The 22,456-nt window shown below is 67.8% G+C and carries 15 protein-coding genes; 7 read left to right on the top strand and 8 right to left on the bottom strand.

Annotated features, from left to right (window positions below):
• Positions 1-52 precede the first annotated feature (52 nt).
• Positions 53-1,549 carry an aminotransferase class III-fold pyridoxal phosphate-dependent enzyme gene (locus DGN21_RS11870; RefSeq protein ID WP_104552596.1) on the bottom strand — a complete coding sequence of 499 codons (1,497 nt, stop codon included), beginning with the start codon at positions 1,547-1,549 and terminating at the stop codon, positions 53-55.
• Between the two features lie 121 nt (positions 1,550-1,670).
• On the opposite strand from DGN21_RS11870, the gene DGN21_RS11865 reads away from it, so the two are divergent.
• The 6 genes from DGN21_RS11865 to secF all read left to right on the top strand — a co-directional run bounded on the left by DGN21_RS11865 (position 1,671) and on the right by secF (position 8,200).
• Positions 1,671-2,102, top strand: coding sequence for an Lrp/AsnC family transcriptional regulator (locus tag DGN21_RS11865; RefSeq protein WP_016903291.1), 432 nt, complete (start codon positions 1,671-1,673; stop codon positions 2,100-2,102).
• 203 nt (positions 2,103-2,305) lie between these two features.
• Complete coding sequence (queA, locus tag DGN21_RS11860; protein ID WP_104576070.1) at positions 2,306-3,376, top strand: tRNA preQ1(34) S-adenosylmethionine ribosyltransferase-isomerase QueA; 1,071 nt, start codon at positions 2,306-2,308, stop codon at positions 3,374-3,376.
• Positions 3,377-3,457: 81 nt separating this feature from the next.
• Complete coding sequence (gene tgt / locus DGN21_RS11855) at positions 3,458-4,603, top strand: tRNA guanosine(34) transglycosylase Tgt (protein ID WP_102254349.1); 1,146 nt, start codon at positions 3,458-3,460, stop codon at positions 4,601-4,603.
• Between the two features lie 131 nt (positions 4,604-4,734).
• The gene (gene yajC, locus DGN21_RS11850) at positions 4,735-5,088 is read left to right on the top strand and encodes a preprotein translocase subunit YajC (RefSeq protein WP_016903294.1); all 354 of its coding nucleotides are present in this window, start codon (positions 4,735-4,737) and stop codon (positions 5,086-5,088) included.
• A gap of 186 nt (positions 5,089-5,274) precedes the next feature.
• Positions 5,275-7,119, top strand: coding sequence for a protein translocase subunit SecD (gene secD / locus DGN21_RS11845; RefSeq protein WP_039516458.1), 1,845 nt, complete (start codon positions 5,275-5,277; stop codon positions 7,117-7,119).
• A 112-nt stretch (positions 7,120-7,231) separates the two neighbouring features.
• Positions 7,232-8,200, top strand: coding sequence for a protein translocase subunit SecF (gene secF / locus DGN21_RS11840; protein WP_016903296.1), 969 nt, complete (start codon positions 7,232-7,234; stop codon positions 8,198-8,200).
• A gap of 476 nt (positions 8,201-8,676) precedes the next feature.
• On the opposite strand, the gene DGN21_RS11835 is transcribed toward secF, so the two are convergent.
• The 4 genes from DGN21_RS11835 to ptsP form a co-directional block, all read right to left on the bottom strand.
• On the bottom strand, positions 8,677-9,954 hold the full coding sequence (locus tag DGN21_RS11835; RefSeq protein WP_164738898.1) for a carbohydrate porin: 1,278 nt from the start codon (positions 9,952-9,954) through the stop codon (positions 8,677-8,679).
• A 185-nt stretch (positions 9,955-10,139) separates the two neighbouring features.
• On the bottom strand, positions 10,140-11,870 hold the full coding sequence (locus DGN21_RS11830) for a fructose-specific PTS transporter subunit EIIC (RefSeq protein ID WP_126966032.1): 1,731 nt from the start codon (positions 11,868-11,870) through the stop codon (positions 10,140-10,142).
• Between the two features lie 113 nt (positions 11,871-11,983).
• Positions 11,984-12,940 (bottom strand): 1-phosphofructokinase, encoded by a 957-nt coding sequence (gene pfkB, locus DGN21_RS11825; RefSeq protein WP_126966033.1) that lies wholly within the window; start codon positions 12,938-12,940, stop codon positions 11,984-11,986.
• Positions 12,937-15,456 carry a phosphoenolpyruvate--protein phosphotransferase gene (ptsP, locus tag DGN21_RS11820; protein ID WP_126966034.1) on the bottom strand — a complete coding sequence of 840 codons (2,520 nt, stop codon included), beginning with the start codon at positions 15,454-15,456 and terminating at the stop codon, positions 12,937-12,939. The genes pfkB and ptsP overlap by 4 nt, the downstream gene beginning before the upstream one ends.
• A 162-nt stretch (positions 15,457-15,618) precedes the next feature.
• Between ptsP and DGN21_RS11815 the strand changes: the two genes are divergently transcribed.
• A complete protein-coding gene (locus tag DGN21_RS11815) occupies positions 15,619-16,608 on the top strand; it encodes a LacI family DNA-binding transcriptional regulator (protein WP_126966035.1) in 990 nt (329 codons plus the stop codon).
• Between the two features lie 576 nt (positions 16,609-17,184).
• On the opposite strand, the gene DGN21_RS11810 is transcribed toward DGN21_RS11815, so the two are convergent.
• Genes DGN21_RS11810 through DGN21_RS11800 form a run of 3 tightly spaced genes read right to left on the bottom strand, consistent with a single transcriptional unit; the run spans position 17,185 to position 22,349 of the window.
• Complete coding sequence (locus tag DGN21_RS11810; protein WP_065031636.1) at positions 17,185-20,355, bottom strand: multidrug efflux RND transporter permease subunit; 3,171 nt, start codon at positions 20,353-20,355, stop codon at positions 17,185-17,187.
• Positions 20,356-20,367: 12 nt separating this feature from the next.
• A complete protein-coding gene (locus DGN21_RS11805) occupies positions 20,368-21,675 on the bottom strand; it encodes an efflux RND transporter periplasmic adaptor subunit (protein ID WP_039522021.1) in 1,308 nt (435 codons plus the stop codon).
• Between the two features lie 14 nt (positions 21,676-21,689).
• The gene (locus DGN21_RS11800) at positions 21,690-22,349 is read right to left on the bottom strand and encodes a TetR/AcrR family transcriptional regulator (protein WP_215824928.1); all 660 of its coding nucleotides are present in this window, start codon (positions 22,347-22,349) and stop codon (positions 21,690-21,692) included.
• Positions 22,350-22,456 lie beyond the last annotated feature (107 nt).

The following is a 22,456-nucleotide window of genomic DNA, read 5'->3' as shown; positions in this document are numbered from 1 at the left end:
CGCACCGTCCGCTACCACATGAGGACGGCTCGCCACGTTCGGTTGGTGGCTCTCAGGCCGCCTCGGCCTGGGCCTGGCGCGGACCTTCCTTCAGTGCACGCGCGATCAACCCGACCAGCAGATCGAGTTCGTCTTCGCCCATCGCAAAGTGCGGGGTGAAGCGCAGCGAATTCTCGCCGCCATGGATGACGTTGACGCCATGATGGCGCAACCACTCTTCGGTGGAACCGGCGCCATAGCACTTGAATTGCGGCGCCAGCTCGCAGGAGAACAGCAAGCCGGTGCCCTGCACCTTGGTGATCAAACCGCCGAGCTCGGACTGCAATGCTTCCAGCTTGGCGATCGCCTGCGCGCCGCGGGTGCGGATGTTCTCGCGGACCTGCGGGGTGAACAACGCCAGCGTGGCGCAGGCGACATCCAGCGCACGCGGATTGGTGGTCATGGTGTTGCCGTAGGTGCCCTTGCGGTACACCTGCGCGGCGTGTTCGGTCACTGCCAGTACCGACAGCGGGTATTGCGCAGCGTTGAGCGCCTTGGAATAGGTCTCCAGGTCCGGCGGGTCGAGCTGCTCGAAGCCGGGGTAATCCACCACCGACAGCACGCCGTGCGCGCGCAGACCGGCCTGGATCGAATCCACCAGCAGCAGGCTGCCATGCAGGCGGGTCAGTTCGCGCGCCGCGGCATAGAACGCGGCCGGCAATGCGCGGCCCGGGTCGCCTTCGCCCATCACCGGCTCCAGGAATACCGCCTCGATGAACCAGTGATTGCGCGCGGCCTCGTCGAAGGCGCGCTGCAGCGCCGCCACGTCGTACGGCGCGATCGCGATCACCGAGTCTTCGTCGCGGTAGCTGGCCAGGTACTTGGTGTAGGTCTTGCGGCTGGAATCGGAATACAGGCCGGGGCGGTCGGTACGGCCATGGAAGCTGCCCTTGACCACCACGCGCTTGATGCTGGCACCGGCGTGACGCGCGCCCGGGTCGGTGTGCAGCTTGGCGTTGGTATCGACGATGCGCGCGGCCAGACCGACCGCTTCGGAGCCGGAGTTGAGACACATGAAGCGCGCGAACGGACAGCCGCCACGGGTATGGCCGATCTCGGCGCGCAGGGCGCGGTCGAGCCGGCGCTGCGCCAGGCTGGGGGTCATTACGTTGGCCATCACCTGCGGACGCGCCATCGCTTCGAGCACCGGCGCGGGGGTGTGGCCGAAGCCGAGCATGCCGTAGCCGCCGGCGTCGTACAGCACCGCGCCCTTGAGCGTGATCACCCAGGGACCGCGCGCGGCCAGCGCCACGTACGGGGTCACCGCATCGTCGGCATAGAAATTGATGAAGCCGTCCTGCACCGCACCGATCTGGGCGTCTTCGTCCAGGTCCAGCAGGTCGGCGGCCTCCGCGCGCACCTGCGCGTACTCGGCGGCCGCGGCGTCGATGGCGCGTGCAAGATCCGGGTGGTTGGCGGCCAGACGCGCGATGCTGGCATCGTCCAGGCCATCGGTCAGGCGGCGGCCGGCGTGGGCACGCAGCGGGGCGAGCGGGGCGAGGACGGACATGGCGCATCTCCTGCAAGGTGGCGTTCCCTTCCTATTATCGGCAGAAGATCGGCGTTTGGCAGCGTGAATCCGGGCAGGAAGTCGGGTATTTTCGTCGAATCGACGAACCAATTGGGCAAAAGTGAAAATCACTCCCTCCGACGAACGCCTGCTGTCGCTGCTGCGCGAGGACGCGCGCGCCTCCACCGCGCAGATTGCGCGCCGGCTCGGGCTGTCGCGCACCACCGTGCAGAGCCGGATCGAAAAACTCGAACGCGACGGCGTGATCAGCGGCTACACCGTGCGCACCCACGACGCCTACGAACAGGGCCGCATCCGCGCGCATATCCTGATCACCGTGCTGCCCAAGAAGATGCCGGCCGTGGTCAAGGCGCTGCGCGACATCCCGCAGGTACGCCTGCTGCACTCGGTCAGCGGCGCCTACGACCTGATCGCCCTGGGCGTGGTCGGCGGCGTCAACGAGATGGACGTGCTCACCGACGCCATCGGCGCGATCGACGGCGTGGAGCGCACGACGACGTCGATCATTTTGTCAACGAAGTTTGAGCGGTGAGGGGCCGGGATTGGGAATTGGGGATTGGGGATTGGGGATTCGTAAGAGCGGGCCGCTTGCGTCCTAAACGTTCCGGTCCGCGGATCCTGCTCTTACGAATCCCGAATCCCCAATCCCCGCCTCACTGCGAATCCCCAATCCCGAATCTCCAATCCCGGCCGCAGTTACAATATGCGGCTCCTCAGCCATCCGATCCTGCGGCCTTGAAGAAGTCCGATTTCAACTATTCGCTGCCCGACGAGCTGATTGCCCAGGCGCCGTTGGCCGAGCGGGCGGCCAGCCGCTTGCTGGTGGTGCCGCCGTCGCCGCAGGCGCTGGTCGACCGGCAGGTGCGGGATCTGCCCGAGCTGCTGCAGCCGGGCGATCTGCTGATCTTCAACGATACCCGGGTGATCCCGGCGCGGTTGTTCGGGCAAAAGGCCAGTGGCGGGCGGGTGGAAATCCTGATCGAGCGCCTGCTCGGCGAGCGCGAGGCGCGGGTGCAGATCGGCGCCAGCAAGTCGCCCAAGGCCGGCAGCTGGATCGCGCTGGACGCCGGCGGCCAGGCCGAGGTGCTGGGCCGCGACGGCGAGTTCTATCTGCTGCGCTTCGAGATCCCCACACCGCTGGAGCACTGGCTGCTGGAAGCCGGGTGCCTGCCGCTGCCGCCGTACATCCGCCGCGAGCCGGGAGTGGAAGACCGCGAGCGCTACCAGACCGTGTTCGCGCGCGAAGTCGGCGCGGTCGCCGCCCCCACCGCCGGCCTGCATTTCGACGAGGCGTTGCTGGCGCGGTTGCGCGAGCGTGGGGTGGAGTTCGGCCATGTCACCTTGCATGTGGGCGCCGGCACCTTCCAGCCGGTACGCGTGGATGCGCTCGACCAGCACGTGATGCACACCGAGTGGCTCAACGTCGGCGCCGCGCTGGTCGAGCAGGTGCGCCGCACCCGGGCCCGCGGCGGCCGCGTCATCGCGGTGGGAACCACGGTGGTGCGCTCGCTGGAAAGTGCCTGGCGCACCAGCGATGCCGCGCCCGAGGGCGAACTGCTGCCGTTCGCCGGCGAAACCCAGATCTTCATCCTGCCCGGCTACCGCATCCGCAGCGTCGATGCGATGGTCACCAACTTCCATCTGCCCGAAAGCACGCTGCTGATGATGGTCTCGGCCTTCGCCGGCCGCGAGCGCATCTTCGCCGCCTATCAACACGCCATCGAACAGCGCTATCGCTTCTTTTCCTACGGCGATGCGATGTTGCTGTGGAGCAGGGAATCGGGAATCGGGAATGGGGAATCGTAGAGCGGCATCCGCCGAACGATCAGCCACCTGCCAACCGCTCTTCCGATTCCCAAATCCCGATTCCCCATTCCCGGCCTTTCAATGTCCCGACTCCAGTTCCAGCTCCAAGCCACCGACGGCCATGCCCGGCGTGGGCGTCTGACCTTTCCGCGTGGCACCGTCGAGACGCCGGCGTTCATGCCGGTGGGTACCTATGGCTCGGTCAAGGGCATCCTGCCCGAGCAGATCCGCGCGCTGGGTGCGGAGATCATCCTGGGCAATACCTTCCACCTGTATCTGCGCCCGGGCCTGGATGTGATCGGCGATCACGGCGGCTTGCACGGGTTTGCGCGCTGGGACGGGCCGATCCTCACCGATTCGGGCGGGTTCCAGGTGTTTTCGCTGGCGCATCGCCGCAAGATCACCGAGCAGGGCGTGACCTTCGCCTCGCCCACCGATGGCGCGCGGGTGTTCCTGGGCCCGGAAGAGAGCATGCAGATCCAGAAGGTGCTCGATTCAGACATCGTGATGATCTTCGACGAATGCACGCCGTACCCGGCCACCGAAGAGGTAGCGCGGCGCTCGATGGAGCTGAGCCTGCGCTGGGCGCAGCGCTCGCGGCAGGCGCATGACGGGCTGGGCAACGACGCGGCGCTGTTCGGCATCGTGCAGGGTGGGGTGCATCCGGACCTGCGCAGCCGCTCGCTGGACGGGCTGCAGGGCATCGGGTTCGACGGCTACGCCATCGGCGGGCTGGCGGTGGGCGAGCCGGAGCATGAGCGCAACGCGATGCTGGAACACCTGCATCCGCGCCTGCCGGCCGAGCGCCCGCGCTATCTGATGGGCGTGGGCCGGCCGGAGGACCTGGTCGAAGGCGTGGCACGGGGCGTGGACATGTTCGACTGCGTGATGCCCACCCGCAATGCGCGTAATGGGCATTACTTCACCTCCTTCGGCACCGTGCGCATCCGCAACGCCAAGTACGAGCGCGACCTGGACACCATCGAGCCGGGCTGCGGCTGCCATGCCTGCAGCAGCGGCTACACGCGCTCCTACCTGCGCCATCTGGACCGCTGCAACGAGATGCTGGCGCCGATGCTGGGCACCCTGCACAACCTCTGGTACTACGAGAAGTTGATGGCCGACCTGCGTGCGGCGATCGCCTCGGGAACCTTTGCCGAGTTCCGGCGGTCCTTCTATGCGGCACGCGGCGCCATCACGCCGCCGTTGCCGGGGGAAACCAGCTGAGACCGGCCGTCCGCGCCCTTGCGCGGACGGTTTGGAACCCGCATGGCATAATTCCCGGCTGTTCCGCTCCGGCGGTACCTGAATAGCGAGCGGCCGGTTGGCGCGCTGGCACCCAAACTAGGATGCACTGAATGAATCTGCTCGATTTCCTGATCCCCGTCGCCCAGGCGCAGGCCACTGGCGGCGCGCCGGCGCCCGGCCCGATGGGCGGCCTGTCCACCTTCGCGCTGCCGATCATCCTGATCGCGGTCATGTACTTCCTGATGATTCGCCCGCAGATGAAGCGCCAGAAGGAGCACAAGTCGCTGCTGGACAAGCTGGCGCGCGGCGACGAGGTCATCACCTCCGGCGGCGTGGCGGGCGTGATCACCGATATCGGCGACAACTTCATCACCGTGGAAGTGGCCGACAACGTGCGCATCCGCGTGCAGAAGAGTGCCGTGGGCCACGTGCTGCCCAAGGGCACGCTGAAGTCTGCCAACTAAGCGGCAACCAACCCGCTGCGTCCACTGTCAGGTGGGCGCAGTCGGTGCCGCGAACCGGCGCTGAGCGCGCTGCTCCGCGGCACCGCCGCATCCACCTGACGACCGCTGGCGACGTTGTGTTGGCCGCCTGAAGTCGTTCTCACTGCTAGGCGCGTCGCCGGGATGGTGTCGCGCGGGACTGTCGCAATGCTTGAATTTCCTCGCTGGAAGTATTTTCTGATCCTGCTGGTGCTGGCGGTCAGCGCGTTGTACGCGTTGCCCAACATCTACCAGAAGGACCCGTCCGTGCAGATCACCGCCAGCCGCGGTGCCCAGCTCGACGACGCCTTGCGCAGCCGCATCGACGCCGACCTCAAGGCCGCCGGCATCACGCCGAAGGCCGTCACCCGGGAAGGCGACAGCCTGATGGTGCGCCTGCCCAACCTGCAGGCACAGACCCGCGCCAACGACGTGCTGCGCCAGCAACTGGGCGAGAACTACACGGTGGCGCTGAATCTGGCCTCGACCGTGCCGGACTGGCTGGCCAAGCTGGGCGGCCGGCCGATGGTGCTGGGCCTGGACCTGGTCGGCGGCGTGCACTTCGCCATGCAGGTGGACCAGAAGGCCGCGCTGGAAAAGCGCCTGGACGGCTTTGCCGAAGACATCCGCACCACGCTGCGTGACGGCCGTATCGCCTATCGCTCGGTCGAGCGCCGCGGCGACAACAGCATCCAGGTCAGCCTGAGCGAGGGCGCCAGCGTCGACGCCGCGCGCACCGCGCTGGCCAAGTCGCAGCCGACCCTGACCTACGACGTCAGCGGCCAGAACATCTCGGTCAAGGTGCCGGAGGCCGAACTCAAGCAGATCGCCAGCGGCGCGATCGAGCAGAACCTCACCACCTTGCGTAACCGCGTCAACGCGCTAGGCGTGTCCGAACCGACCATCCAGCGCCAGGGCGAGGACCGCATCGTGGTCGAACTGCCCGGCCTGCAGGACACCGCCGAGGCCAAGCGCCTGATCGGCGCCACCGCCTCGCTGGAATTCCGTGCGGTGGTCGAAGGCAATGCCGAAGACGCCGTGCGCAGCGGCAGCATCCCGCCCGAAGCCAAGGTCTACCGCGTGCGCGATACCGGCGCGCCGGTGCTGCTCAACAAGCGCGCGCTGGTGACCGGCGACCAGATGGTCAGTGCCAGCGTCAGCACCGACCAGAACGGCATGCCGGCGGTGGCGGTGACGCTCAACAACGTCGCCGGCCAGCGCATGCTCGACTACACCAGCGCCAACGTCGGCAAGCTGATGTCGGTGGTCTACATCGAGCGCATTCCCACCGTCAGCATGGTCGACGGCAAGGAAGTGCGCAGCGTGCGGGTCAAGGAAGAGGCGCTGTCGCCGACCCGCATCGCCGGCGTGTTCGGCAAGAACTTCCAGACCACCGGCCTGGAGAAGGTGGAGGCCGAGAACCTGGCCAAGCTGCTCAAATCCGGTTCGCTGGCGGCACCGATGGATTTCGTCGAGGAATACGTGATCGGCCCGAGCCTGGGCGCGGAGAACGTGGAGCGCGGCGTCACTGCGGTGATCTACTCGTTCCTGTTCACGCTGGTGTTCTTCACCGTCTACTACCGCGTGTTCGGCGCGATCACCTCGGTGGCGCTGCTGTTCAACCTGCTGATCGTGGTAGCGGTGATGTCGCTGTTCGGTGCCACCATGACGCTGCCCGGGTTTGCCGGCCTGGCGTTGTCGGTGGGCCTGTCGGTGGACGCCAACGTGCTGATCAACGAGCGTATCCGCGAGGAGCTGCGACTGGGCGTGCCGGCCAAATCGGCGATTGCCGCCGGTTATGAAAAGGCCGGCGGCACCATCCTGGACGCCAACCTCACCGGTCTGATCGTGGCGGTGGCCTTATACGCGTTCGGCACCGGCCCGCTGAAGGGCTTCGCGCTGACCATGATGATCGGTATCTTCGCCTCGATGTTCACTGCGATCACCGTGTCGCGTGCGCTGGCGGTGCTGATCTACGGCCGCCGCAAGAAGCTGAAGACCGTCGCCATCTGAGATGCGAGTCCGGCCTTGTCCCTGCAGTGCGCTGCTGGGGGCGGGGGATGAATCCCTTCGCAAGCGTTGCGCATCCTGACGGTGCGTAACGTCTAAACGGAAGATCTTTTCCATGAAATTGTTCCCGCTCCATCTCATTCCCAACGACACCAAGATCGACTTCATGCGCCTGCGCAAGCCGGTGCTGATCCTGATGCTGGTGATCGCGGTGGCCTCGGTCGGCGTTATCGTCGGCAAGGGCTTCAACTACGCACTGGAATTCACCGGCGGCACGCTGGTGCAGACCTCGTTCCAGAAGACCGTGGACGTGGACCAGGTGCGTGAGCAACTGGCCAAGGCCGGCTTCGAGAACGCCCAGGTGCAGAACGCGCGCGGCGGCAACGAAGTGATGATCCGCCTGCAGGCGCGCGAGCAGCACAACAACCGCGACGATGCCGCAACCACCGTCGCCGAAGAAGTGCGCAAGGCGGTCAGCACCGCGCAGAATCCCGCCACCGTGCAGCCGGGCGAGTTCGTCGGCCCGCAGGTCGGCAAGGACCTGGCCTTGAACGGTGTGTATGCCACGGTGTTCATGCTGGTGGGCTTTCTGATCTACATCGCCTTCCGCTTCGAGTGGAAGTTCGCCGTGGTCGCCAGCCTGACCGCTCTGTTCGACCTGCTGGTCACCGTGGCCTTCGTGTCGCTGACCGGCCGCGAGTTCGACCTGACCGTGCTGGCCGGCCTGTTGTCGGTGATGGGCTTTGCGATCAACGACATCATCGTGGTGTTCGACCGCGTGCGCGAAAACTTCCGCGCGTTGCGGGTGGAGCCGCTGGAAGTGCTGAACCGCTCGATCAACCAGACGCTGTCGCGCACGGTGATCACCGCGGTGATGTTCTTCCTGTCGGCGCTGGCGTTGTACATCTACGGCGGCGAGTCGATGGAAGGCCTGGCCGAGACACACATGATCGGCGCGGTAATCGTGGTGATCTCCTCGGTGATCGTCGCAGTACCAATGCTGAGCATCGGGCCGTTTGCCGTCACCAAGCAGGATCTGCTGCCCAAGGCCAAGGACGTCGAGGCGCTGGCGCGCCGTCCCTGATTGGTCATCGATCTTCGATTACGAGAAAACCGCGCGCTGCGCGGTTTTTTCGTTTTGGCGCATCGAGCAGGTCAGCGCAACGCGTCGTAGCAGCGCGCCTGAGCGCGACGAGGCTTTATCGGTAACGCCTCATCGCGCCCAGGTGCGCTCCTACGGAGCAAGGCGAAGTGCGCTGGCTAAACCCGCCGAAACCAGGTCAGCCATGCAGTGCAATGCGTCGTAGGAGCGCGCCTGAGCGCGACCGGGCTTTATCGGGAATGCCTCATCGCGCCCGGGTGCGCTCCTACCGGGCCAAGCGAGCGGGCTGGCTAAAATCCGCCGGACCCAGCTCAGCCGTGCAACGCAATGCGTCGTAGGAGCGCGCCAGAGCGCGACCGGGCTTTATCGGGAATGCCTCATCGCGCTCAGGCGCGCTCCTACCGAGCTAGGTGAGTGCGCTGCAACGTCCTGCAACGCACGCACCGATCCTCGCGGACTTATAGATTCCAGTCGATCCGCATGCCTGCAATCAGCGCGTTCTTCAGATCGTTGGTGCGGGTCGGTTCGTTGAACTGGTCGGGGTTGATCACGTAATGCAGGTTCGGCGCGATGCGCAGGCGCTTGGTGACCTGGATGCCGTAGCTCAGCTCCATCATGATCTGGTTGTCGGCCGGGGTGCCGGTGCCGCCGGCCGAGGCGCGCGCCAGGCGCAGGTTTTCGATCGCCTCGTCGCTGTACTTCTGCTGGGTGATCACAAACGCAATGTTGTCCTGCGGGCGGCTGGCGAAGGTGCCTTTCTGCACCAGGCCGAGCTGCACGAAGTGGTCCTCGATCGCCTGGCCGCCGGTGCTCTTGAGGATGGCGCCGAACACGGTCAGGCCGCGGCTGCCGGACGGATCCGGGTTGGTGACCTGTTGTTCGAAGCGGGCGAACATGCCCGAGCGGCCCTGCTTGTTCTCGTAGCCCAGGCCGCTGAGCACGGCCGGGTTGCCGTTGCGGTCGCGCAGCGGGTCGGTGTAGTCGGAGTTGTCCTGCCAGCCGCCCAGTTCGTACATCGCGGCCATGCTGCCGTCGCCGCCCTTGTTCTTGTAGCCGACCGCGTAAGGCACCACCACGCCGGTGGTGTCGTCGGTGCTCCACTTCAGGCCGTGCTGGCCATCCTGGGCCTGCACCGGGTTCACCTCGTAGGCGCCCACGTGCACATAGACCTTGGGTGTGACCCAGGCGGTGGCATGCGCGGCCCAGCTGGACACCGGCCAGTAGGTGAAGTTGCTGGTGCGGAACACGAAGGTGGGATTGCCGCAGGCCGAATTGCCCTGGAAGTACTGGCACAGGTCCGAGCCCAGGAAGTGGATGTTGGCCACGCTGCGGCCGGCCTCCAGTTCCAGGCGGTCGTCGAACAGTTTCTGCAGCAGGGTGAAGTTGGCCAGCCGCGTGCCCTGGCCGCCGTAGATCTCCTGCACCGAGGTGCTGTTGCCGATGCTGCTGTTGGCCAGGTTGGTGCCGTGGCGGTTGGTGACGTACAGCTTGACGGTGGCGCCGCCCCAGCCGAACAGGCGGTCCATGTCGACGTCGGTACCGACCATCAGCTGGCCGGCATAGGCGTCGCCGTTCTTGCGGCCGCCATCGATCATCGAGGCGGCTTCGCCGGTGTAACCCAGCTTGAGCTTGAAGGCATCGGCGGCATCCTGCGCGTGGGCGAGCGGGGTCAGCGCCAGTGCCAGCGACAGGCACAGCAGGCGGGGACGGGCATGGCGGGGGGCGAGGACGGTCATGGCAGGACTCCGAACGAAGGAAGGCGTGGCCGGGTGGCGAACGCGACAGCTAGGGGATGGGCAAGCCGCTGGCCGCGCACGAGGGTGCGCAGCGCAGCGGTGAAACCAGTCAGGGGTGGAGCGGGGCGGCAATCAGGCGTGGCGCATGCGCGGGCGGCAAGCGCCAGTGGCGGGGTGGCCGAAGGTCAGGCGACCACGTCGGCCACCGGCTTCTTGAGCAGGCGCAGCGCCACCGCAGTGACCACCACGCCGACCACCAGGGCCAGCACGTAATTGAGCAGGTGGGTCACTGCGTTGGGGATCAGCAGCACGAAGATGCCGCCGTGCGGTGCCTTCAACTCGGCACCAGCGGTCATCGAGATCGCGCCGGCCACGGCCGAGCCGATCACCAGCGCCGGGATGGTGCGCAGCGGGTCGCGCGCGGCATACGGGATGGCGCCTTCGGTGACGAAGGCCAGCCCGAGCACGCCGGCGGCCGTGGCCGAGCCGCGCTCTTCCACGGTGAAGCGGTTGCGGAACACCCAGGTGGCCAGCGCGATGCCCAGCGGCGGGGTCATGCCGGCGACCATGGCGGCGGCCATCGGGGTGTAGACCTGGCTGGCGATCAGGCCGGTGGAGAACGCATAGGCGGCCTTGTTGACCGGCCCGCCCATGTCGAAGGCCATCATGCCGCCGAGCAACAGGCCCAGCAGCAACGCGCTGCTGCCCTGCATGCCGCGCAGCCAGGCGGTGAGCCAGGCCAGCAGGTCGGCCACCGGCTGACCGAACACGTACATCATCGCCAGGCCGACCAGCAGGGTGCCCAGCACCGGCAGGATCAGCACCGGCTTGAGCCCTTCCAGGTTGCGCGGCAGGCGGATGTAGCGGTTGAGCGCGGCCACGCCGTAGCCGGCGATGAAGCCGGCAATGATGCCGCCGAGGAAACCAGCATTGAGGTTGGCCGCGACCAGGCCGCCGATCATGCCGGGCGCGATGCCGGGGCGGTCGGCGATGGAGTAGGCGATATAGCCGGCCAGCGCGGGCACCATCAGGGTGAAGCCGGCCTTGGCGCCGATCTGGAACAGCGACCAGGCCAGCGTGCCCTGGTGCGCATCGTCGCCGGCATAGATGCCGCCGAGCGCGAATGCCAGCGCGATCAACAGGCCGCCAGCGGTGACGAAGGGCAGCATGAACGACACGCCGGTCATCAGGTGCTTGTAGGCGCCGGTGCGGCCGTTGCCGGTGTTTTCGGCCTTGGCGCCGCCTGCGACCGGCGCCGAGCCGCCGTGCACGCCGGCTTCGGCCAGCGCTTTCTGGATCAAGGCCGGGCCATCGTTGATCGCCGGCTTGGTACCGCTCTTGAACAGGCGCTTGCCGCCGAAACGGGCCAGGTCGACTTCGCGATCGGCGGCGATCAGCACCAGGTCGGCGTCGCGGATTTCCGCGTCGGTCAGGGCGTCCTGCGCGCCGACCGAGCCCTGGGTTTCCACGCGGATCTGGTAGCCGAGTTTCTTGGCGGCCTGCTGCAGGCCTTCGGCGGCCATGAAGGTGTGCGCGATGCCGGTGGGGCAGGAGGTGATCGCAACGATGCGCTTGCTGCCCGCGCTGCCTGCGGCAGCCGATGCATTGGCGGCAGCCGGTGCGGCGAGCTGGTTCACTGCGGCGGCCGGGTCGTCCAGTACCGCGCCCAGGCTCAGGCGCAGCAGTTGCGCGTCGCCGAAGCGGGCGGTGTCGGCATCGGCGTCGCCGATTACCAGCACCTGGCTGGCGGCGCTGGCCAGTTCGCCCGGCAATGCGCCGAGCACGCCCTGGTCGCTGCGGATTTCGATCGTCACGCTGCGCCCGGCGGCGGTGGCCGCGCGGCGCAGCGCTTCGGCCGCCAGGACGGCTTCGGTGCTGCGGTCGCCAGCGGCGATGACCACGATGGAAGAGGACATGCAAATCTCCTGCGTTGTTCGGTCGCCGGCAAGCGCCGGCGGGATACGTGGTGTCTTGCGCATAACACCGGCGCGCTGCGCTGGCGCTGCCAGCGTTCGCGCCGGCGGTGGTGCTACGAGAGCGGGTCGATGACGATCTCGCCAGCGAGCTTGCGTACCTGCTGCGGGTTCAGCCGGCGCGCATCGCCGCTTTCCAGCCGGCTGACCGAGAACGCGGTCGCCAGCCGTGCGCAACTTTCCAGATCGGTGGACTCGCCGAGCAGCGCGGCGGCCAGGCCGGCCACCATCGCGTCACCGGCGCCCACGCTGCTGCCCTGCGCCAGGCGCGGCGGACGCGCGATCAGGCGCTGGTCGCGCTGCACGAACAGCGCGCCTTCGGTCCCCATCGAAATGACCACCAGCTGGATGCCGCGCGCGATCAGTTCGTGCGCGGCGGCGCTGAGGGCGGCACGGTCGCTCAGCGGGCGACCGGTCCAGGCTTCCAGCTCGTGGCGGTTCGGCTTGACCGCGTACGGCAGCGCCTGGCGTTCGGCACCAAGCGCGGCCACCAGCGGCGCGCCGCTGGTGTCCAGCAGCACGCGCGCACCGGCGGCGCTGGCCTGGGCCTGCAACTGCGCCCAGCTGTCGTCCGGCAGGCCGGCCGGCAGGCTGCCCGACAGCACCACCGGCAGGCCGGGGCGCAGCAGCGGGGCGAGGTGATCGGCCACGCCCTGCAGGTGCGGCTGGCCCAGGCGCAGCCCGGGCAGGTTGATGTCGGTGGTGTCGTTGCTGCGCGCTTCGACCAGCTTGAGGTTGGTGCGGGTCTCGCCGGCCACGCGCTGGCAGTGATCGGCAATGCCGCGCTCGCGGAACAGCGCCTCGAACACGCCGGCATTGCCGACCCCGAGCACGCCGAGCGCGGCGACCTGGCTGCCCCAGTCGGCCAGACAGGCGGCCACGTTGATGCCCTTGCCGCCGGCATCGTTGCGCACGCTGCTGGCGCGATGCACCGCGCCCGGCTGCAGGCTGTCGAGCTGGATGGTCTGGTCGATCGCCGGGTTCAGCGTCACCGTGATGGCGTGCAGGTTCATGCCTGGCCCTCGCGCTGCGCTTCCAGTGCGCGCACCTGTTCAGCGGTTTCGCAGTTCAGCGCTTGCTCGGCGAGCTGCTGCAGCGTGCTCAGCGCGGTGCCGCGCAGGCGTGCCTTGACCGCCGGAATGTCGTTGGGCGTCATCGACAGTTCCTGCACGCCCAGTCCGGCCAGCAGGCTGGCGCCGAACGGATCGCCGGCCAGGCCACCGCACACGCCGACCCAGCGGTCGTGTTTGCGCGCACCTTCGATCGTGCTGCGGATCATGCGCAGCACCGCCGGGTGCAGGCTGTCGGCTTCGGCGGCCAGCTCCGGGTTCTGGCGGTCGATCGCCAGCACGTACTGGGTCAGGTCGTTGGTGCCGATCGAGAAGAAGTCCGCATGGCGCGCCAGCACGTCGGCCTGCGCGGCGGCGGCGGGCACCTCGATCATGATGCCGATCGGCACCTCGGGCGCGTCGAGTTCGGCGCGGATGCGCGCGCAGATGGCGCGCAGGGTGATCAGCTCCGGCACCGAGGTGATCATCGGGAACATGATCGACAGCCGCGCCCCGTCCTTGGCGGCGCGGTACAGCGCACGCAGCTGCGGTTCGAGTAGGTCCGGGCGACGCAGCAGCAGGCGTGCGCCGCGGACGCCCAGGAACGGGTTTTCCTCGTGCGGCAGCTCCAGATGCGCGACCTGCTTGTCGCCGCCGATGTCCAGCGCGCGCACGATCAGCGGGCGGCCATCCAGCGCCTGCGCCATCGCTAGGTAGGTCGCGTGCTGCTCGTCCTCGCTGGGCGTGCTGCCGCTTTCCAGGAACAGGAATTCGGTCCGCATCAGGCCGACGCCTTCGGCGCCCTGGGTCAGCGCCATTGCAACCTGGTCGGGCAGGTTGACGTTGGCGCCGATGTCGATGTGGTGGCCGTCGCTGGTTTCGGCTGGCAAGGCGCGCTGCGCGGCTTCGCGCTCGCGGATCGCCTGCTGCTCGGCGATATGCGTGCGCGCCGCATCCAGGTCCAGCTCGGACGGGTTGATGTACAGCCGCCCACTGCTGCCGTCGATGATGGCGGTGATGCCGTCTTCGATATCCATGAGTTGGCCGCCGGCCGCGACCAGCGCCGGCAGGCCGAGCGTGCGCGACAGGATCGCGGTATGTGAGGTCGGCCCGCCTTGCGCGGTGGCCAGGCCGAGCACGCGTGCGGTGTCCAGGTTGGCGGTGTCCGACGGTGACAGATCACCGGCCAGCAGGATGCAAGGCTGCTCCGGCAGGTCGGTCAGGCCGGCGCCGGCGGCAGCCGGGTCGAGCTGGGCCAGCACGCGGCGGCCGACGTCGCGCAGGTCGGCCGCGCGGCCGGCCAGCACCGGGTTGCCGAGTGCGGCCAGTCCCGAGGCGATCTGTTCCACCGCCTGATGCCACGACCACGCCACGCCGTGGCCTTCGACCATCAGCTGGCAGGTGCGGGTGATCAGGTCGGTGTCGTTGAGCAGCTCGGCCTGGGCCTTGAAGATCGCCGCGTCCGAGGCGCCGAGCCGGCGCTGGGTGTCGTCCTGGATCGCCGCCAGCTGCTGGCGGGTGCGGGTCAGCGCGTCGTGCAGCAGCGCGCCGCCATCGCCCAGGCCGACCGGTTGATCGGCCACCTCGGTCTGCGCCGCGCGCAGCCGGTGCACGATGCCGATCGCCACGCCCGGGCTGGCGCCGATGCCGACGATGGCCGGTTGCGCCTGTGGCGGCGTCCAGCCGGCCACCGGGGCGGCGCGGCGTTGCGCGGCACGCTCGGCATCGGCCTTTTCCTGCGCGGTCAGGCTGTCCATCACTGCGCGCAGGCGCTTGAGCAGCGCACCCGCATCAGTGCCTTCGGCCGAGACGGTGATGCTGTCGCCGGCACGCAGGCCCAGCTGCAGCAGGCCGACCAGGCTCTTGGCATCGGCGGCCTGGTCGCCGGCGCGCACCTGGGCGCGCGCCGAGAAACCGCGCGCGGTCTCGGCCCAGCGCGTGGCCGGGCGGGCGTGCAGGCCGCTGGGGTAGGCGATGGTCCACTCGAAGGATTCGGCCAGATCGGTGGCCGGCGCGGCGCTGCTGTCGGGTGCGCGGTCGCCGGTCAAGGCCGCCACGATCACGCCGGGGTCGTCGGTGGTGAACAGCGCTTCCAGCTGGGCCGGGTCCTGGATCAGGCGGGTCAGCCGGCGCAGCAAGGTGATGTGGGTGTCGGACTGGGCGGCGATGCCGACCACCAGCCGGGTGGTCTGGCCCGGGTTCCATTCCACGCCCTCGGGCAACTGCAGCACCGCGATGCCGTCGCGGCGGACCAGGTGGCGGTCTTCGCCGACGCCGTGCGGGATCGCCAGGCCGTGGCCGAGGAAGGTGTTCGCCAGCCCTTCGCGGCGCCGCATGCTGGCGTCGTAGCCCGGCGCCACGCAGCCGGCGGCGACCAGCAACTGGGCGGCCTGCGCGATGGCGTCGTCCTTGTCGCGGGCATGCGCCCGCAGGCGCACAAGTTCGGGGGTGACGGGGGCGGCTGGCGACGGAGAGGACAAGACGGACTCCGGGGGTGGGGACGGGCTGGGCAGTATAGTGGGAACGTTCCCATGTTCCAGGTCAATGTGCGCTGCACAAAAACGTCGTAGTGCTTTCGGGTTAGCATCGAATCAGAGACGGCGCCTGGCCCCAGGTGCGCAAATGGAGCGGGAACGGTCCCAGTGAGTATCAGCATCAATGACGTGGCCCGGGTGGCCGGGGTTTCCAAATCGACGGTCTCGCGCGCGCTGGGCACCGGCCCGGTCAGCGAGGAGGTGCGGGCCAAGGTCGAGGCGGCGGTGCGCCAGACCGGCTACCGGCCCAACCTGATGGCGCGTCGCCTGCGGTCCCAGCAGTCCGGCATCCTGGGGGTGATCGTCGCCGACATCCGCAACCCGTACTTCACCGCGCTGATCCGTGCGGTGGAGGAGGTGGCCTACCGCGCCGGCATGCGCGTGACCCTGTGCAATACCGACGAAGACCCCGAGCGCGAGGCGCTGTACCTGCAATTGATGCAGGAAGAACGCATCACCGGGCTGATCTTCGCGCCGACCCGCAGCACGGTCGGGCGCATGCACGAGCTGGTGCTGGACTACCCGACCGTGCTGGTGGACCGTGCCGGGCCCGGCAGCCGCTACGACAGCGTGGTGCTGGATAACGCTGCGGCCATGGGCGAGCTGGTCGCGCATCTGCAGGCGCAGGGGTATCGGCGCATCGGCGGGCTGTTCGGTACTAGTACTACCGCGACCGAACGCCGCAACGGCTATCTGGCCGCAATGGCGGTGCCGGGGCTGACGCCGGCTTACCGCGAAGTGGCGCCCACCGCCGAAGCGGCGATCGCCGAAGTCGGCCAATGGCTGGCCGGCGCTGACCGCCCCGACGCCATCGTGACCAGTAACAGCCTGTTGTTGATGGGCGCGCTCAAGGCTGCCCGTACCGCCGGTCTGCGCATCCCCGACGACCTGGCGCTGGCCGGCTTCGACAACGAGCGCTGGACCGACCTGGTCGAGCCGGGCATCACCGTGGTCGAGCAACCGGTAGAAGACATGGGCCGCGCGGCGATGTCGCTGCTGCTCGAGCGTTTGAGCAATCCGCAGCTGCCGATCCGCCGCATGGTGATGACCGGACGCTGCGTGGTCCGCGGCTCCACCGGCACACGCCCGCGCACCTAGCCGCCGCCGTCGTAGGAGCGCACCCGGGCGCGACGGGCGTTACCGGTGAGGCCTATCGCGCCCAGGTGCGCTCCTACGACGGCATGGCGGTTGTCGCGGATCGCGCTGTGCGGGTCCTGTCGAAGCACGCCATGTCACCAATCCCCGCCACTCCGTAGGAGCGCACCCGGGCGCGACGGGCGTTACCGGTGAGGCCTATCGCGCCCAGGTGCGCTCCTACGACGGCATGGCGGTTGTCGCGGATCGCGCCGTGCGGGTCCTGTCGAAGCACGCCATGTCACCAATCCCCGCCACTCCGTAGGAGCGCACCCGGGCGCGACGGGCGTTACCGGTGAGGCCTATCGCGCCCAGGTGCGCTCCTACGACGGCATGGCGGTTGTCGCGGATCGCGCTGCGCGGGTCCTGTCGAAGCACGCCATGTCACCAATCCCTGCCACTCCGTAGGAGCGCACCCGGGCGCGACGGGCGTTCCCGGTAAGGCCTATCGCGCCCAGGTGCGCTCCTACGGGACATCAGAGGCGCGCAAAAAAAAGCCCCGGCACTGCCGGGGCTTTTCGTTCTGCGCCATGTCCGGGATCAGCGATCCGGACGATGTGGGCCCGAGTCGTTCTGCGCGAGCAGGTACTCCTTGGACTGTTCGTCCAGCTTGTCGCCCAGCATGCGGCGCACCACCACGAAGAACAGCGGAATGAAGATCACGCCGAGCACGGTGGCGAACACCATGCCGCCGATCACGCCTGTACCGATGGAGTGACGCGAGTTGGCGCCGGCACCGGTGGAGATGGCCAGCGGCAGCACGCCCAGGATGAACGCGAACGAGGTCATCAGGATTGGGCGGAAGCGCAGATGCGCCGCTTCCAGCGTCGCCTCGCGCAGCGTCTTGCCCGCCGCACGCTGCTCCACCGCGAACTCCACGATCAGGATCGCGTTCTTGGCCGCCAGGCCGATCACCGTGATCATGCCGATCTTGAAGTACAGATCGTTCGGCAGACCGCGCAGCATCGAGAAGGTGATCGCACCCAGCACGCCGATCGGCACCACCATCAGCACCGCCACCGGAATCGACCAGCTCTCGTAGAGCGCGGCCAGGCACAGGAACACCACCACCACCGACAACGCCAGCAACAGCGTGGCCGCATTACCGGCAATGATTTCCTGGTACGACATGCCGCTCCAGTCGAAACCGAAGCCCGGCGGCAGGTCGTTGTTGACGATCTCCTCCATTGCGGTCATCGCCTGGCCGGAGCTGCCGCCCGGCGCCGGGTTGCCGACGATATTCACCGCCGAATAGCCGTTGTAGCGGTTCAGTGCCGGCGAGGCGTAGGTCCAGTCGGCCTTGACCACATTGCTCAGCGGAATCATCCCCGGCTGACCATCGGCACCGGTGGCTGTGGCGCTGGGGCTGAAGAAGCTGCGCAGCGACTCCGGGCCGGTACGGAACTGGTCGTCGGCACGGATGTTGACGCGCTTGATGCGGCCTTCGGAAAAGTAGTCGTTGATGTAGACAGGCGCCAGCATCAGCTGGATCGAGCTGTAGACGTCGCTGACGTCCAGGCCCATCGACTGCGCCTGCACACGGTCCACGTGCAGCTGCAGCTGCGGCGCGTCTTCCAGCCCGTTCGGGCGCACGCCCACCATGGTGTCCTGCTTTTCCGCCGCCTTGCCCAGCACGATGTTGCGCGCCTGGGTCAAAGCTTGCTGGCCTGCGCCGGAGCGGTCCTGCAGCCACATGTCGAAGCCGCCGAACTGGCCCAGGCCCTGCACGGTGGGCAGGTTGACCACGAAGATCTGCGCGCCCTTGATGCCGTAGAAGGCGCCGTTGAGCTGCTGAATCAACTGCTCGGCAGTGACGTCACGCTCTTCCCACGGCTTGAGCCGGATGAAGCCCATGCCGACGTTTTCGCCCGAACCCAGGAAGCTGAAGCCGGCGATCTGCAGCATGCCTTCCACGGCCGGCTGCTTCTCCAGCACCGCACGCATCTGCGCGAAGGCCTCGTTGGTGCGGATCTTGGTCGCGCCCGGCGGCAGCTGCACGATGGCCACCGCAAAGCCCTGGTCTTCCTCCGGCAGGAAGCTGCCCGGCATGCGGGTGAACAGGAAGCCGCACAGCACCACCAGCACCACGAACACGATCATCCACGGCGGCGAGCGCTTGAGGGTGTGGCCGACCACGCCGACATAGCGATGCGCCAGCTTGTCGTAGTACTTGTCGAAGGTGCGGTAGATCCAGTTCTTCTTGGTCGAATGGGTCGACTTGAGGAACGCGCCGCACAGCGCCGGGGTGAAGCTCAGCGCCAGGAACGCGGAGAACCCCATCGACATGGCGATGGTCAAGGCGAACTGCTTGTAGATCGCGCCCGAAGCGCCCGGTTGCAGCGAGGAGGGGATGAACACCGCTGCCAGCACCACGGTGATGGCCACCACCGCGCCGGTGATCTGGGTCATCGCCTTCTGCGTGGCCGCCTTCGGCTCCAGGTGTTCCTCGCTCATGATGCGTTCGACGTTCTCGATCACCACGATCGCGTCATCGACCACGATGCCGATCGCCAGCACCATCGCAAACAGCGTCAGCTGGTTGATGGTGAAGCCGATCATGTACATGCCGAAGAACGTGCCCAGCAGCGCGACCGGAATCACCAGCGTGGGGATCACGGTGGCGCGGAAGTTCTGCAGGAACAGCAGCATCACCAGGAACACCAGCACGATGGCTTCCACCAGCGTATGGATCACTTCCTCGATGGAGATGCGCACGAAGGTGGTCGATTCGTACGGCGCAAACCAGGTCACGCCCTGCGGGAAGGTCGGCTGCAGCTCGTCGAGCTTGGCACCGACCGCCTCGGACACGTTCAGGGCGTTGGCGCCCGGCAACAGCTGGATACCGAAGGCGCCGGTGGGCTTGCCGTTGTACTGGGTGTCGAAGCCGTAGTTGCTCGGCCCCACGGTAACCCGTGCGACGTCCTTCAACCGCACCGTGGCACCGTTGTTGTCGGTGCGCAGGATGATGTTCTCGAACTGGTCCGGCGAGCTGAAGCGGCCCTCGGCCGAGACCGTGGCGGTGAAGCTGATGCCTTCCGGGGTCGGGTCGGCGCCCACCGAACCGGCAGCGAACTGCACGTTCTGGTTGCGCACCGCGGTCAGCACCTGGGTGGCCGACAGGTTGTAGCCCTGCAGCTTCTCCGGGTTCAACCAGATGTTCATCGCGTACTCGGCGCCGAACTGGTTGGTGCTGCCCACGCCGGGCACGCGCGAGATCTGCTCGAGCACGCGCGAGCCGACGATGTCGTTGAGCGCGTCGCGGTTGATCGACGGATTGTCCGAGCGCAACGCGGCCACCATCAGGAAGCCGGCGTTGGCCTTGGCCACCACCACACCCTGCTGGGTGACTTCCGAGGGCAGGCGCGGCGTGGCCAGCGACACCTTGTTCTGCACCTGCACCTGCGCGATATCCGCGTCGGTGCCGGTTTCGAAGGTCAGCGTGATGGTCACGCGGCCGTTGGCGGCCGAGGACGAGTTGAAGTACAGCAGGTGGTCGATACCGGTGAGCTGCTGCTCGATGACCTGGGTCACCGCTTTTTCGGCGGTATCGGCGCTGGCGCCGGGGAAGTTGGCGGTAACGGTGACCTGCGGCGGGGCGATCGTGGGGTACGACTCGATACCCAGATTCAGGATCGAGATCACGCCCGCAAGCGAGATCAGGATCGCCACCACCCAGGCAAAGACAGGGTGTTCGATGAAAAACTTAGGCATGTCCGGGTTCCGTTACTGCTGCTTGGACTGGGAGTCGGCCGGCTGCGCCGCAGCGTCCGGCTTGGACTGTTCCTGCGCGGCCGGTGCCGCTGCATCGGCCTTGTCGGCCGCCGGTGCGGCCTGCGCGCCGCCGCCCTGGGCAGCGGCGGGAGCCGCGCCCGGTGCGCCGGGCTGGCCGCCCTGCGCCGGCTTGTTCGGATCCCACGGCACGCCCTTGGCCGGCTGGCCTTCCTTCGCCTTCTGCACGCCATCGACGATCACCTGGTCGCCCGGGGTCATGCCGGCGGTGACGATCCACTGGCCCTTCTGCTGGCCATCGACGGTGAGATTCTTGCGTGCCACCTTGCCGTCCTTGCCCAGCACCAGCGCATAGGCGCCGGTGGCATCGCGCTGCACGGCCTGCTGCGGCAGCAGATAGGCATTGTTGCGCTGGCCAAGGCTGGCCTTGAAGGTCACGAACGCGCCCGGCAGCAGCGCCTGCTCTGGATTGGGCAGGGTCGCGCGCAGCGACACCGCACCGGTGCTCGGGTCCACCGTCACCGCCGACACATCCAGCGTACCCGGGTGCGGGTACTGCGTGCCGTTGCCCAGTTCCACGTTGATGGTGGACTTGCCGTCGCCGCTGAGCTGCACGTTGCCGCTGCTCTGGGCCTGGCGCAGGGCGGCGAGCTCTTCGCTGCTCATCGCAAAGTTCACATACAGCGGGTCGATCTGGTCGACCGTGGTCAGCAGGGTCGCCTCACCCGAGCCCACCAGCGCACCTTCGGTCACGCGCTGGATGCCGGCGCGGCCGGTGATCGGCGAGGTGACGCTGGCAAAGCCGAGCTGGATGCGGGCGGACTGGACCTGGCCGCGTGCCTGCTGCACGTTGGCGCTGGAGGAGCGCTCGGTGGCTTCGGCATTGTCGATGTCAGCACGCGACACATACTGCTGCGGGGCCAGGCTGCGCGCGCGCTTGGCGGCGACCTGGGCATTGGCGTAGGTCGCCTCGGCGGCGGCCAGCTGGCCTTGCGCCTGCAGCAGCGTGGCCTTCAGCGGCGCCGGGTCGATCTCGAACAGCGGCTGGCCTTCCTTGACGTCGGTGCCTTCGGTGTACAGGCGCTTGAGCAGCACGCCGTCCACGCGCGCGCGCACGTCGGCCGAGCGGAATGCCGACAGCCGGCCGACCAGGTCGCGTTCCAGCGGCAGGGTCTGCGGCTTCATTTCCAGCACCGACACTTCCGGCGGCGGCGGCGCCTGCTGTTGTTCGGGCTTGCTGCAGGCAGCCAGCGCCAGGGTGATGGCACAGGCCAGGCCGAATGTGCGGAGTGGGGCGATCATCAGGAGGAACTCCGTTAGGGTCTTGAAGTGAGAAAGGAAAGCGGGGACAGCGAAGGCGTGGCAGCGACCGCGGCAAATGCGCGCAGGAAGGTGTCGACAGCGAATTGCGCCCACTGCTGCCTGGCGGGAAGGCCGGCGCGGTGGGGAACCTGAAAGCGTTGCCGGTCGGAATCCAGACCGACGATCATGCTCAACAGCAGTTCGGCCATACAGTGCGGATCGTCATGGCGCAGCTGGCCGGCCTGCATCGCCTGCTCGAAGCGCTGCGCCAGGCGCTGCTGCATGCCGACGACCCCGTCCTGGAAGATCTGCTGCGACTGATCGGGGAACCGGTGCGATTCGGCTTCCACCAACCGGCAGGTCTGTAACACATCCGGGCGGTTCAGGCGGTCAAGGTGGGCCAGCGCGAAGGCCAGCAGATCCTCGCGCAACTCGCCCGAGGCGGTGCCCAGCGGCACCGTGGCCAGGTGCACATGGTCCTGGAGCACATCGCGCAGCAGGTTTTCTTTACAACCGTAATAACTATAGAGCGTCTGCTTGGAGCAGCCGGCGCGCTCGGCCACCGCGTCCATGCTCAGCCGCATGCCGCGCTCGGCAAGCAGCGTATGCACAGCCGCATGGATGCGGCGATCGCAGTCCGAGCGCCGGGCAGCACGGTGGGAACGGGGGGTCATGGCGGTAGACTATACCGTCCAGTTTAGTTTTTAAACAGGCTTGACGGTCGCAGTTCTGTCTGCGCAACGCCTTGTGGCCCAAGCGCCCGGCCGGACTTTGCCGGTTG

Source organism: Xanthomonas sp. MLO165, from assembly GCF_018831305.1.
GTDB lineage: Bacteria > Pseudomonadota > Gammaproteobacteria > Xanthomonadales > Xanthomonadaceae > Xanthomonas > Xanthomonas arboricola.
The sequence above is the reverse complement of the archived record's forward strand: the minus strand, read 5'-3'. Positions and strand labels throughout refer to the sequence as shown.

Coding starts and splice junctions, on each gene's coding strand:
- DGN21_RS11810 (WP_065031636.1), bottom strand. CDS start 20,355: ATGCCTAAGTTTTTCATCGAACACCCTGTCTTTGCCTGGGTGGTGGCG.
- secD (WP_039516458.1), top strand. CDS start 5,275: ATGCTTGAATTTCCTCGCTGGAAGTATTTTCTGATCCTGCTGGTGCTG.
- DGN21_RS11830 (WP_126966032.1), bottom strand. CDS start 11,870: ATGTCCTCTTCCATCGTGGTCATCGCCGCTGGCGACCGCAGCACCGAA.
- DGN21_RS11870 (WP_104552596.1), bottom strand. CDS start 1,549: ATGTCCGTCCTCGCCCCGCTCGCCCCGCTGCGTGCCCACGCCGGCCGC.
- pfkB (WP_126966033.1), bottom strand. CDS start 12,940: ATGAACCTGCACGCCATCACGGTGACGCTGAACCCGGCGATCGACCAG.
- tgt (WP_102254349.1), top strand. CDS start 3,458: ATGTCCCGACTCCAGTTCCAGCTCCAAGCCACCGACGGCCATGCCCGG.
- DGN21_RS11800 (WP_215824928.1), bottom strand. CDS start 22,349: ATGACCCCCCGTTCCCACCGTGCTGCCCGGCGCTCGGACTGCGATCGC.
- DGN21_RS11835 (WP_164738898.1), bottom strand. CDS start 9,954: ATGACCGTCCTCGCCCCCCGCCATGCCCGTCCCCGCCTGCTGTGCCTG.
- yajC (WP_016903294.1), top strand. CDS start 4,735: ATGAATCTGCTCGATTTCCTGATCCCCGTCGCCCAGGCGCAGGCCACT.
- DGN21_RS11805 (WP_039522021.1), bottom strand. CDS start 21,675: ATGATCGCCCCACTCCGCACATTCGGCCTGGCCTGTGCCATCACCCTG.
- secF (WP_016903296.1), top strand. CDS start 7,232: ATGAAATTGTTCCCGCTCCATCTCATTCCCAACGACACCAAGATCGAC.